This is a genomic window from Staphylococcus sp. HMSC034G07 (assembly GCF_001835975.1).
GTDB classification, from domain to species: domain Bacteria; phylum Bacillota; class Bacilli; order Staphylococcales; family Staphylococcaceae; genus Staphylococcus; species Staphylococcus ureilyticus.
In genome coordinates, this window is sequence record NZ_KV826600.1 from 87415 (window position 1) to 101174 (window position 13760).

12 protein-coding genes are annotated in these 13760 nt (G+C 34.1%); 1 reads left to right on the forward strand and 11 read right to left on the reverse strand.

Features of this window, described 5'->3' with window-relative positions:
* The first annotated feature begins 25 nt into the window (after positions 1-25).
* Positions 26-823 carry a GH25 family lysozyme gene (locus tag HMPREF2586_RS04900; RefSeq protein ID WP_070657299.1) on the forward strand — a complete coding sequence of 266 codons (798 nt, stop codon included), beginning with the start codon at positions 26-28 and terminating at the stop codon, positions 821-823.
* A 286-nt stretch (positions 824-1109) separates the two neighbouring features.
* Here the strand turns inward: HMPREF2586_RS04900 and ychF are convergent, their stop codons facing one another.
* The 11 genes from ychF to HMPREF2586_RS04955 all read right to left on the reverse strand — a co-directional run bounded on the left by ychF (position 1110) and on the right by HMPREF2586_RS04955 (position 13701).
* Positions 1110-2207, reverse strand: a complete 1098-nt coding sequence (gene ychF / locus HMPREF2586_RS04905; RefSeq protein ID WP_070657296.1) for a redox-regulated ATPase YchF — start codon at positions 2205-2207, stop codon at positions 1110-1112.
* A 13-nt stretch (positions 2208-2220) separates the two neighbouring features.
* Entirely contained in the window at positions 2221-2424 is a 204-nt protein-coding gene (locus HMPREF2586_RS04910) for a DUF951 domain-containing protein (RefSeq protein WP_046207094.1), read from the reverse strand.
* A 20-nt stretch (positions 2425-2444) separates the two neighbouring features.
* Positions 2445-3329: a mechanosensitive ion channel family protein gene (locus HMPREF2586_RS04915; protein ID WP_046207095.1), complete on the reverse strand. Its 885-nt coding sequence runs from the start codon at positions 3327-3329 to the stop codon at positions 2445-2447.
* A gap of 408 nt (positions 3330-3737) precedes the next feature.
* On the reverse strand, positions 3738-4106 hold the full coding sequence (locus HMPREF2586_RS04920) for a Na-translocating system protein MpsC family protein (RefSeq protein ID WP_046207547.1): 369 nt from the start codon (positions 4104-4106) through the stop codon (positions 3738-3740).
* A 169-nt stretch (positions 4107-4275) separates the two neighbouring features.
* A complete protein-coding gene (locus HMPREF2586_RS04925; protein WP_070657293.1) occupies positions 4276-6882 on the reverse strand; it encodes a DUF2309 domain-containing protein in 2607 nt (868 codons plus the stop codon).
* A gap of 1 nt (position 6883) precedes the next feature.
* On the reverse strand, positions 6884-8404 hold the full coding sequence (locus HMPREF2586_RS04930; RefSeq protein ID WP_070038412.1) for an NADH dehydrogenase subunit 5: 1521 nt from the start codon (positions 8402-8404) through the stop codon (positions 6884-6886).
* A gap of 428 nt (positions 8405-8832) precedes the next feature.
* Entirely contained in the window at positions 8833-9459 is a 627-nt protein-coding gene (locus tag HMPREF2586_RS04935; protein WP_046207098.1) for an ABC-2 transporter permease, read from the reverse strand.
* Positions 9456-10301: an ABC transporter ATP-binding protein gene (locus HMPREF2586_RS04940; protein WP_064209663.1), complete on the reverse strand. Its 846-nt coding sequence runs from the start codon at positions 10299-10301 to the stop codon at positions 9456-9458. The genes HMPREF2586_RS04935 and HMPREF2586_RS04940 overlap by 4 nt, the downstream gene beginning before the upstream one ends.
* A gap of 522 nt (positions 10302-10823) precedes the next feature.
* Positions 10824-11999 (reverse strand): ABC transporter permease, encoded by a 1176-nt coding sequence (locus HMPREF2586_RS04945; RefSeq protein ID WP_046207100.1) that lies wholly within the window; start codon positions 11997-11999, stop codon positions 10824-10826.
* A complete protein-coding gene (locus HMPREF2586_RS04950) occupies positions 11996-12676 on the reverse strand; it encodes an ABC transporter ATP-binding protein (protein WP_046207101.1) in 681 nt (226 codons plus the stop codon). Before HMPREF2586_RS04950 ends, HMPREF2586_RS04945 begins: the two co-directional genes overlap by 4 nt.
* The gene (locus HMPREF2586_RS04955) at positions 12673-13701 is read right to left on the reverse strand and encodes an efflux RND transporter periplasmic adaptor subunit (protein WP_046207102.1); all 1029 of its coding nucleotides are present in this window, start codon (positions 13699-13701) and stop codon (positions 12673-12675) included. Before HMPREF2586_RS04955 ends, HMPREF2586_RS04950 begins: the two co-directional genes overlap by 4 nt.
* Positions 13702-13760 lie beyond the last annotated feature (59 nt).

Genomic DNA, 13760 nt, shown 5'->3' on the forward strand with positions numbered 1-13760 from the left:
TCAAAATTAATCAAAGGAGATTTATATGACTTCAGTTATTAAAAAAGGATTGCTGTCCATGAGTGTCCTATTTGCAACTACAATAACATTTAATACTGTACATGCAACTGAAAATACAGCAAGCGAAAAAGGAACCATGGGATATGGCTATCAAAAGTATATTGAAAAACACCCTGAAGAAAAAAATAATGAAACTCAAGAAAGTGCCTTTCGTTCAAACGCCAATACAACCGCTACTGGTGAAAGGGTCTTAGATATTTCCGAATGGCAAGGTAAGCTTTCAGCACAACAAGTCAAAGATTTAAAAGCAAATTATGATTTCATTATTATTCGTGCACAATATGGTTCTGAAAAAGTCGATGCAACATTAGAACATAACTCAAATTTATTAGATAAGTATAACTTGGACTTTGGCGTTTATTCTTATAGTATGTACGAAAATCCTGATGATGCCAGATATGAAGCGCAAACTTTATACAATCGTGCACCTAAAGCCAGTTTTTATATCAATGATTTTGAAGAAAATACTGTGACATCGGGTACCGCTGATGAAAGTACAACTGCCTGGTATGACAAAATGCGTAGCCTTGCTGGAGATAAAAAAATCTTATTTTATTCATATGAAAACTTTATGAAAGAACATGCTTCAGAATCAGTGGGACAATATGATGGTTATTGGCTCGCTAACTATAACCAAGAGCAACCAACACAAGAACATGTGTTATGGCAATATACAGATAGCTATGCTTCACCTGAATTAAACCAAAATGTCGATGCAAATTATACGGGACCTGGTGTAGACACATCATGGTTTACATCTTAAGTTTTTCATCGCAGCATTCATAATGCTATTTTGATAAGTAAAACCTAGTACAACTAATGTCATGTCACTTTTACCTTTAACCAATATTCGTATCACCGTTTGTATTTATTCATACATCAAGGATTAAGAAGTATATATAGTTAAAATTTTAACCTTATGCCAATTAAATTTAACGGAAAAATTTCTATGAACAAAATGAACATTCAAGACTCTCGGCATACTTACTTTCCAAATTTCTGAAAAAAGCTTACGTGTTACCATATTAAGTAACACGTAAGCTTTTATTTTATACATTAAATCTAAAGTGAACGATGTCTCCATCTTTCATAATGTATTCTTTACCTTCTAATCTTTGTTTTCCAGCTTCTTTAGCACCATTTTCACCATTAAATTCTACATAATCATCGTAGCTCGTTACTTCTGCACGTATGAAACCACGTTCAAAGTCAGTATGAATAATCCCTGCACATTGCGGTGCTGTCATACCTTTTATGAATGTCCAAGCACGTACTTCTTGTACACCTGCTGTAAAGTATGTTGCCAAACCTAATAAGTCATAAGTTGTGCGAATTAAACGATCTAAACCGGGCTCTTCAATGCCTAAATCTTCTAAGAACATTGCTCTATCATCATCATCCAATGTAGCAATTTCTTCTTCAATTTTAGCACTGATGACAATGACTTCCGAACTTTCCTTATCAGCATATTCACGAATAGCTTGAACTTTTTCATTATCTTCATCGCCAATTTCGTCTTCTCCGACATTAGCAATATATAACATTTCTTTAGATGTTAATAATTGTGCTTGGTTTACATATTTTTGGTCTTCTTCCGTAAAATCTAAACTTCTTACTGGATTACCTTCTTCTAAAGCTTCTTTAATTCTTGATAAAATACGAACTTCGTTAACAGCATCTTTATCTTTTTGTCTTGCCATTTTTTCTAATTTTGGTAGACGTTTCTCAACTGATTCCAAATCTGCCAATACAAGTTCCATATTGATAACTTCAATATCATCAATAGGATTAACGCGACCAGAAACATGCGTCACATTATCATCATCAAACGCACGTACGACTTGGCAAATCGCATCAACTTCACGAATATGTGATAAGAATTTATTTCCTAATCCTTCACCTTTTGAAGCCCCTTTAACAATACCGGCAATATCAGTAAACTCAAAAGTTGTTGGGATTGTTTTTTTGGGTTGTACCATATCTGTCAATACATCTAATCTACTATCTGGAACTTCGACAATCCCCACGTTAGGGTCAATCGTTGCGAATGGATAATTCGCTGCGAGCGCACCCGCTTTAGTAATTGCATTGAAAAGTGTTGACTTCCCTACGTTTGGAAGCCCAACGATACCTGCTGTTAGAGCCATTTATTCATTCTCCTTATTTTTCCGTATCTTGATGAGATACTAATATTTTTTTCATTTTTTTATTAAACGTTTGTCGTGGAATCATAATGCTTCTTTGACAATTTTCACATTTTATTCGGATATCTGCGCCTACACGAATGATTTTAAAGCGATTCGTACCACAGGCGTGTTGCTTTTTCATCTCTACAATGTCATTTAAACCGTAATTTGATGTCATTCTGTCACTCCTCCGAATATTTAAGCGTTATTTTGTTGATTAGGGTCATATTGTAACATCATCGGCTTAGGTGTTTTAATCTCTTTTTGCTTAAACAATTTCAATATCTCTTTTCTTAAAATACGCGCTCCGGAAGCACCCTCACCTGGTATTGTTTCAGCAGACACACTCAATACAATTTCATCTCGACTGATTGAATTGATACCAACGACTTGTGGTGTAGAGATAAACAAATAATAATTTGTTTGTATAGATTGAAAATAGTCTGTGAGTACATTTTCTACTTGATCAATATCTTCCTCTACCGAAACTGGTATTTCGACAATTGCTTCACCATTGGTCACTGAATAATTTGTAATCTCACCCATACTGCCGTTTGGTAATGTCGTTAATTCACCTGTAATTGTATTTATTTTTGTCGATCTTAAACCTATGACTTTAACTGTACCTTCTGCAACAGTTGTACCACCGTTATTTATTTTAACATAATCTCCTACATCAAATTGATTTTCGAATATAATGAAGAAACCAGTGATAATATCTTTAACAACGGTTTGTGCACCAAAACCAACTGCTAAACCAACAACCCCAGCACTTGCGATAATACCTTCAACACTGATACCAAACTTGCTTAAAATGGTTGTTAACACTATAAACCATACCACATACGATACGATGTTTTGAACTAATGATATTAATGTTGCTGAACGTTTTTTATTCGCTTTTTTGCCTTTATTTTGTATTTTGAAAAATTGCTCTATTCCTTTATTAATAAAACGCAATACTATCCACGCTACAATGATATATATCACAATCATAATGAGATTTGAAAGTAGCGTTTGATATGTTTCCGGTTTAGTTAAAGGTTCTATTAAGGAATACATAATACTTTTTATTTGATCCAATCATATTTCCTCCCTTAGTCAAAGACTCTTCTCATTTTATTATAATTATTTAAACTGTTAAACACATCCAACTTCCGACTAAATTTTAAATTTGTAAAACAATTACACAGATCATTTGAAGTATATATTTGATTTCATTTACATAGAAAGCATACTACAACTTATAGGATAATAATCAGAAACCATCATACTATCATTACTCTCTTTATACTATCAATTTTTAAATATAGTTTATATAATTTTCATGTTTAATTAAATTTAAATTATGTAATTTAAAAAAGACAAAAGAAAAAGAACCATAATTTAAAATTATGATTCTCTATTTCTCAGTAAGTCATATTACTATAAATACACCTTGAAATAAAGGATTTTTCAGTTTTTAGTCATCACTTTCATCAATCATTTTCTTTATTCGGCTATTTTTTTCTCAAGATTATCGTATAGTTTAAATATCATAACACGTTCACCTGTTTTAGAACTCAAATCAGTATGAAAGCCTTTGACTGCTTCACCAGTAACTGAAAAAACAATTTCATCAAGTGCCTCTATACCAGATTCTACAAGCTTAGATCTGGTGCGTTTAATTGTTAATAATCCTTCATGTGTCTCACAAACTTTATATTCAGCTTGTGTTAACACACCCTGCAAACTAACAATAATCATATCACGCAAAATATCAGTTTTCACAGACAGTGAACCACGACCAAGGAAGTCTTTTTCCCATTGTGTAATTGCTTTGCTGATTTCAGACTCATAGGTACCTTTAGTTGTTTTCATGTCGAATGCATCTCCCATAGAATCAAAATTAATTGTCGTATTATTTAATAATGCTAACATTATCATTTTTATATACTTTTCTCCATAGTTATGTGCAATTACCCAGAAAATAATATAACTATCGCTTACTTCTTCTGTCCTTTAAGAAATCAGAAAAACGTTTTTTAAGTTAATCAACTGACCAATGTTGCCAATCACCAAATTCATCAATACTTGCCAATTTAAGCCAACCATTGTGCACCTTTTGATAAAAATCGTGTTGCTCATTTAATAGCTGTTTAATATAAGCATTGGGCGCATGCACGACGATGAGTAGTCTAATCGGAGAATGATACATTTTATTGTCTGCCGACATTACAGATTGCCAAGGTAGACCCGTCAACAAATCGCTCGCATTACCTTGCATAACGCCTATACCTGCCGTAATAGTCTGCGTTGTTTTACTACCGCTACCATAATAATGAGGTGCAACAGTTGAGGCATAATACTGTAGATTAATCCATTGTGCCACGGTGGCTGGACCACTAATGATATTCGCTAAAAGGCTCCCATCATCATCTTGTTTCCAATCATAATTGTGTAAAAAGGCACGCCCTTTTAAGTCGCTATTTTTTGTTAAATCACGTGAACCTATAATAAATGAAGCGTTTCTCGCTAAGCCCCATTCTGGTCTAATCTCGCTCCAATCATTTGTTAAGCGATGCACTTCTTTGATTGGGTCTTGTTTTAAGATGTGATTGTCTGGTAATGCTTTCAATCGTTGTTCATTTGCGCGATAAGTAATGTCAGGCATTGCGGCTTGAATTTGATTTAAAGCATTTTGTCCAGCTTTTGACATTGTTGGTACGTATATCCATTTTAATTCATCTGTAGATGTTTGGTGCTCCGCTGCCGCAAAGATAGTGTCTTCTGGAATGACAATACCTCGCTCATTTAATGCCGTTCTAACTTCAGTCGAGTTACAAAGCTGTGCTAATACCTTCGCGTTAAAACCACTGGCTGCACCACCACATGCACCACAATCAAGTGAAGAAGCATAAGGATTATTCGCACTTTGACTGCCGTGTCCACACAATACGATTAATGGGGCAAACTCTAATTCCAAACCCATTAAACGCAACGCTTGTTGGACATAGTCCACTTTTTCTTCATTTGTAAAACCAACTGGTATACCTTCTTCATTAATATTGCAATGATCTAATGATAACGTTGTATCATTCGGTTTTTGTAACCAACCATCATAAAATTTTCGTATCAATTTACCGATAGGTCTCGGTGCGAAACTTCTTGAAAACATTTGAAGCGTTAACCAAGGTCCACTTAGTTCTGGTAAAAGTAAGCTCGGTAAAGCATTTTGTTTCATCTTTTTAAATGTATACGTTATCGATTTGAGTATGTGTTGATGCTGGCGAAAAGATGTAGGTTCTTGCTCATGCGTGTATTCTTTAATTTTATGTTGCGGTTGATTCATCACAGGTAAAGATGGGTGACTGTAGGATTGTCCCAGCTCTTCTTTGACAATGGGAAGTCCAAAAAACCCAGCAACACCGATTGTCTCAAATGCACCAGCCGCTTCTATTTGTCGACGAAAAGGTTCCGAGCGTACATCTATACAAAATGCCATTTGTACTTGTGGCTTTTGGCTTTCTTGCTCATTATCTTGGTTTGTGGTCACGGTCGCTTCTAATTGATGCTCATATGTTGCTTCCCAAGCCGTTAATAAAATTTGTCTGCGACCATGTTTTTCAAATTGTAATGCAAAATTTATATAAGCATTTTTTTCGGATTCAGATAATTGTTGCCATTGTTCACTGGTAAATATTCCAATATCAAGCCAATGCTCTGCTAATTCATCGTATTCATATGTTATTGAATTTTCTGGTAAATTCACGGGTAAATATGGCTCAACAATTGCCCATTCTATACCAAGACGAATAGCTAAATATGACAATAACATTTGATCATCATTAGACGTTTGTTCATCTTGCCATAGCATCATACCAGCCCATCCAGGTAACGATAGCAAATGATTTTCCAAATATGTTTGATACTGTGCTTCAGCAATGTCTAACTTTTGTAGGACCATATGAATGAGCGCTTCAGCTTGACTTGGCAGTGTTTTCAACCGTGCGCGTTGTTGCTTGGTCAATGCTGGATCATGTTGTGCCAAACGTTGCCATGCAAAGAATAGACCTTTTTCTCTGTTAGGCATCGTCCATCCGGATTGTGCATCATCTAAATATAATTTGCACCATTTAATAACGTGATAATCTACAATATCTATCAATCGTCTACCATCTTTATCCATAAGATAGGTGCTCACTAATGGCACTGTATGAGTTTCATCATCTAAATTTATTGTTTCATTGTGTTGATTCACTTGTTTTTTGTTTTCAGAATAACGCGTTACGTCTACAATATTAGACAAATCTAACATTGCTCTAGCATATCTTTCAGCAAATTGTCTATCTATCGAGAACATCGATTGATTTAGCCATGTTTGTAACTTAAATTCAATCATATCTTTATCAATTTCATCACGTTGATATGCTTGTTCAAACATATGCATTGTAGGATAGATATCTACGTCACGGACATTTGTTAACCATTGCGCCACATCTTGAAATTCATTCTGTTCTAAATTTGACCAAGGGTTTCTTGCGGCAAACACAGAAATAGGTGATAAAGGAACGATAACTCGGCTCGCTTTAGCAATTATTTGATCGATATTATCTTTATGTTGACTTTGGTTTGTCACTGCTTTATGTTTCCCCATTTTAGTGTCCTCCTTTTGACAAATAAGATTTTAAATAATTAGGATGACGTTCAACCGTTTCAATTTTTGCATCTCCTAAACGAACTATCCACATATACAAAATTGAAAATACGACAGAAGATCGGTGACGTGCTACCCACGTACTAATTAAGCTACCGAGCAATAAAATGAATGCTACGGCAATAACGATAAAAGCGGGTGGCTGCACGCTATGAATTGTCAAAGTATGTAATGCATCTGAAAAATAATGATGTACCACAAAATAAACTGCACCAACAACAATGAGTATCGACATACCCATGACACGCCCGAAATTACCTTCACCAAAAGCTACCAACTGTGTCCACGAGACAGATAAGGACCATGCTAAGATGAGACCACTTACCAGACGATAACTTTCTTCTGGTGCACTCAACCAAAAACCTAATCCAATTAGAAACGCTAAAATACGACCACTGACTATCCATACATAAGACATTCTTTCATTTGCACGACTCGGGACACTAAAATGACGCACTGCCGACCCAGAACGTAGAAACAAAGTCGCTTTAAATAAGCCATGTAAAATCAAGTGAATGATCGCAGGAATATATGCACCTAATGCACATTGAATTAGCATGAAGCCCATTTGGCCTATTGTAGAACCGACCAATAATCTTTTATAATCCACATGGACTAAACTAATACCTGCACCGAGTAATACTGAAATACTTGCGAAAATTAATAAAACAATAGATGCGATATCGCCGCTAAAGATACCTGAAAATCTGGTTAACATAATACCACCAGCATTAACGATACCAGCATGCATAATCGCAGAAACCGGTGTAGGTGCTGCTACAGATTCAATTAACCAACGTTGAAACGGCCATTGTGCCGCTGGAATCATAACAGCTAGTACAATGAGTAAATTAATGCCAAATTGTGCCAAACCACTAATCATGGATAGATGTGCTTCATTTAAGGCTACAGAATAATGCCATTCACCTGTCGATAATCCAATCCACAAAACAGCACTGATTAACGCAACCCAACTTAACAAGAATAATTTTCCTGTAACTTTTGCTGCCTCACGTGTAACTTTCCAGGCACTTGTTAAACTGATTAAAATCGTAAGTCCTAATAGTGTACATCCCCAACTGATTACCATCATTCTCATATCCGCAGTTAACCAAGCAAATGATGCAAAGGTAGTCGTGAAAGTAAATAAAGTGAAGTATTTTTTATAGCTCTTATCACCAGCTAGATAACGAATACAGTAACGTTGGATAATCACACCAATAACGAGGACAAAACCAACCATGAGCCAAGATAATACGTCAGAACGCCATATACCTACCTCTATATTTTTCTGTGACAATATAAGACCTAAGCTAGCTACAATTGCTGGCAATGCTACAATATAAATATGTATTCGAGCATATTTAGGCGGTACTTTTTTTATTAAGAAAAAGAGACTACTTAAAATTGAAATAGTTAAAGTTAGAAATAATAATGTTAGAAAAATATGCGCGTCAATCATGATCAATCACCTTACCTTCTGTAATACGACATTTAAATTTATAATAGTAATACAACACTTGATTTAAAATTACATTTTCCACGAAAAAAAGCCGACAATTAATAATAAATCCATACTGACTTATTATCATTGTCGGCTTCATTACAACGCACTTATGACGAGTGTTTTGCTTTGCTACCTATTATATATATTCATTTATTTGAGAATTTGCTTATTCTACATTTTATGCAGTAAGACGTACAATTCCTTATATTCACCACTATTTATTCACTTTTTCAATTTGCCAATACTTTTATTAACAACTTGCTAAAGCTTTAATTATGTAGAAAAACATAGAAAAGTATGCCTAAATTTTTAACTTTTAATATTAATAAGATATAACGATTATTCGTGTTTGTCAAGATAGACAATAGGTTAAGCCGTGTTGTTTATAACTCTTTATACTTAAATGCTTGTTTCGAAGCAATAAATGAAAGCGCCATAACAATTAAGCCAATCACTGCAAAAATACCACCGTACCACAAGTTTTTACTTATTTCTTCTATAAGATTACCTGTCCCAGATAATATGGCCATACCTACAAAATAGTAAATAAAGAATAAAATGACTACGATAATGGATACAATCATAAATATGACATTTGATTTTTCTGCCCCCATTTTAAAAGTAAATGGGAAAATAAGCGAATACAACGCGATAAATCCTGTACCAAGTAACGCTGAATTCACACCACTTACTATACTCCCCGCAACAATTGCATTAATCACAAGTGATACCACCATACCTGTTAATGCTAATAAGCTATAAAATGCAAAATGACTACTCACATAAGTGTTTCTGCTATAGGGTAATGTAGAAACAAAATACATCCACTTTGAGTCTTTTTCATTTTTTAAATTATCTGTTGCTGGTGATACTAAAAATATCATAGGCATGAAACTAGCCATTATTGGATTTGTAAAAGAGAAAAACAAACAAATTGGAATACTTAACAATAAATATATGTAAATTGATTTTTGATTTGTAAAATAATAACTCATTAAGTAACCTTTCATGCTAATTCTCCTCTCATTAATATTTTTGTGGCATCATCAATATTTTTTAATGGCTGTGCTAAATCTATATCTTTGTTTTGATTTACAAGTGCTTTTCCTGTACCTTTATGTATGCGATACGCAACAACATTACTGTGATTAACATCGAATTCTCCTTCTTCAAATGAAACAATGCCATAATCATTTAATAATGTATCTTTGTGCTCTTGTAATAAAATACGCCCATTTTTCATAAATACTAATTTATCTGCAAGCGTCTCAATATCTTCCGAAATATGAGATGAAATTAAAATACCATTACCTTTATCAACAAAATCTTCAAGTATTTCTAACACTTCCTCACGTCCAGAAACATCCATTCCTGCCGTAGCCTCGTCTAAAATTAAAAGTTTACTATCATGAGATAGTGCAATAGATATTGAGATTTTCATGCTCATACCACGGGAAAAAGTTTTAATCTGACGTTCTTTCGGTAATTCAAAATTCTCCAGCATTTCAAAAAAATGCTGTTCATCCCATGTGCGATAAATATTAGAAAATACTTTACTAATTTGTTTTGCATTAAGTTTATTAGGCAGTCGAAGGTCATCAAATACAACGCCTAGATGTTCTTTATACGCATAATCATCACGAGAAATTGGCGTATCAAAAAATTGAATGTCTCCAGCATCTGCAAATCTATTTCCCACCAATGTATTAATCAACGTAGATTTACCAGAACCGTTTTTCCCAACAAGCCCTACCACTGTATTGGGTTCAATCGATAGATTAATCTGATTTAAATTAAAATCTGAATCAACGTAAGTCTTGTTTAAATTTTGTACATTGAGCAAATACTCCATAATAATCCCCCTTTTTTGATAAAAGCTTAACCTTTTACATGAACTCACTTTCTAAATTAACATAATACACCTAGCTGGATTACACAATACATTTCCTTAAAATATTTATTTTTATTATTTTTAATTAAATATATATCTAAATGCACAATCACTGGAAACATTAACTGATAATTACATTTATATGGCAAAGCATCTCAAAAGTCGACACTAGCAGATCTCGTAAATTTCATGTTTCCATCTGATAGACATAAATTTTGTTCCTGTATGAACATATTTTTAAAACAAGTAGTGAATCAAGATTGAAATCTGATGTATTTAAAATGACTGTAGCCCCTACTGCATCGAGAAAAACTAGGGATGAATGGATAAAAGACTGAGACTATTCTTTTGTCCCAGCCTTTTGCATGTCATATTTATACTTGAGCTATAAATGTTTATGCTTTTTGTAGACAACTTGTATCGCATAAAATGACGAAACCTTTTTATAAAAGCGAATGGCTCTTTTTATATCTTTTTTAAATACTACTTAATTATATCGATCAATTCTTTCTTCGCAGCTGAACGCGCTGGAATCCAACCAAATACGATACCGATCAATGTAGAAACACCTACAGCAATGAGCACTGAGCTTAGACTAACCGCACTCTTAATATAATCTGGTGTTACTGCATCTACTAGACTTGCGACAAGTATGCCTATGATTAGACCTATGATACCGCCAATCACACAAAGTACAACACTTTCTACCAAGAATTGGACTTCAATGTCTCGCGCTTTTGCACCAAATGCACGACGTATCGCAATTTCTTCTGTACGCTCAGTAACTGAAATGTACATCACATTCATAACTCCAATACCAGCGATAAATAGTGAAATACCTGCAACAGCAGCTACAAAGTAAGTAATACCATCAAATACTTTGTTGATATTTTTCATGAATTCTTCCATATCTGTATAACTATAGTTTCCATCGCCTGCGCCTGAACCTTTTTTATTCAATTCTTTAGCGACTTTGTCAGCGACTTCTTTCTTATCAGCGCCATCTACTAATGATAATTGAAGTGATGGAAAATCTTGCGTTAACTGCCCCATATACCTATTAAATGTATTGGAAGGCATATGAACAGCTGATGGGTTCATCGCATCGTTTACAATGCCTACAACTTCGAAACCTTGATTATCAATGTATAATGTTTTACCTATAGCTTCATTATTGAATACATCTTTGGCAATTTTGTCATCAACGGTAACAACTTTTTTATTTAGTTCATTATCATCTTCATTAAAACCTTTGCCTTTTTCTGGGCTAGTCATTTCTTTTTTCTTTAAAATACTAACGTCGCCTTTTTTCTGGGCATTTGTCATTTTTGCAGAATAACCTTGATCGTCACTTTCTTTGATTTTTGCATCTGTAACACCATTCACTTGTTTAGCAATATCCAAATCTGACTGGCTAAAAGGATTATCTTTCGCACCTTCACCACTACTCGTCATATAGTTTACTGTAGCAGAATCTTTGCCTGCTCCTGTATCTTCAAATTGCTCTGACGCTGTTTGTTTAAACCCATTACCTAACGACATAATCGTAATAACAGCAGCAATACCAATGATGATACCAATCATAGTAAAAATATTACGTCGCTTATTCTTTAAAATGGATTTGAATGAAATGGCGATGATGTTCGATAAATTCTTCATTCAACCACCTCTTCTCTTTGTACACGACCATCTAGTATATGAATAATACGATCTGCTTTATCCGCTACTTTGCGATCATGTGTTACGAGAATCATCGTTGTGCGATGTTCTTTATTTAATTTCATAAACAAATCAATAATATCTTCAGACGTTTTTGAATCAAGTGCCCCTGTAGGTTCGTCAGCAATGATAAATTTCGGGTTATTGATGATTGCACGAGCAATGGCTACACGTTGTTGTTGCCCTCCTGATAATTTGTTAGGTACTAAATTTTCTTTATCATATAGTCCCACATCGTGTAATGTATTGATCACTTTTTCTTTACGTGCTTGAGACCCCAGTCCTGCATAAACTAAAGGAATACTTACATTTTCCAATATCGTATTGTTTTGAATTAATTTAAAGTTTTGGAAAACAAACCCTACTGTTTTATTTCTAATTTCTGCCAATTCGTTATCTGAACTTTTTTTATAATTCTCGCTATTAAACAAATAATCGCCTTCATAACCTCGGTCAATAAAACCTAATATGTTGATGAGTGTACTTTTACCAGAACCTGAAGGCCCCATAATTGCTATGAATTCTCCTTCTTTAATGTTGATATTGATGTCTTTCAAAATGTGATTTTCTTCATCACCGTTTTTGAAATGTCTATTGATATCTACAAGTTCTATCATGATGACACCTCAACTTTGTCTCCATCATTCATAGATTTTTTAGGGTTTTTAATTAGTTTGTCACCTTTTTTCAGACCCTCTTTTACAAATATTTCACCGTTGACTTTATCAATTTTAATATCACGTTTTTCAACTTTATTGTTTTTACCTAGTACAAAAACATTATTGTCTTTAGTTAACACTGATTTTGGTAACTTGATTGCATCTAATGGCACTTCAACTTCCATAGAATAACCTGCACGTACAGGAATATCTATATCGCTAATGACGATTGTATATTTAGATGAATCTGAGTCACTGCCACCGCTCGGGTCCGAAACTGGATTAGAAGCTTGAGCACCACCATCTTCTTCACTACCTGAACTAGCTGCTGCTCCGCCTCCAGATTTACTTAAACTTTCTTCATAACTTTTTGGCAACTCTGAAATTTTCTTGATTTCACCTTTACCTTTTTTACCAGTACTTGTTACTTTAACGTCTACTTTGTCGCCTTCTTTAATCTTTCCTAGATCAAATTCAGTCACTGTTGCTTTGATTTGTGGTTCATCTGCAACAAGTTGTAGAATAGGCTCTCCATCAGAGACATTTTCTCTATTTTGAATATCAATTTTACCGTCAAAAGCAGCATAAATACTGTCGTTCACTTGACGATCATACTGGTTAAGTTGTTGTTGTGCTTCCGCTCTTTCATTTTCATCTTTGGCGTTGTCCACTTTATCAACTAACTGCTGGCGTTTATTATTATTAATTTCATAATTGATGAGTGGGTCACCTTGTTTAACTGATTGACCATCATCAACTTGTGTACTTACGTACGTTCCCAATTGACTGTTATTATTATATGTTTTAACTGATTTAGGTGAAGCTTTACCTTCTAAATTGAGCGGACTTTCTTTCTCCACTTTATATGTATCATAACCATCCTTTTTATCTGAGCTACTATTTGCTTGCCTTAAAATTAATGCAATTGCAATTAATACGATAACGACAATAACACCGATAATCCACATCCACTTTTTCTTCAATGCTAAAACACTCCTTTAAATTATTATTCATTTTAGATACTATCATAATCACACAACAA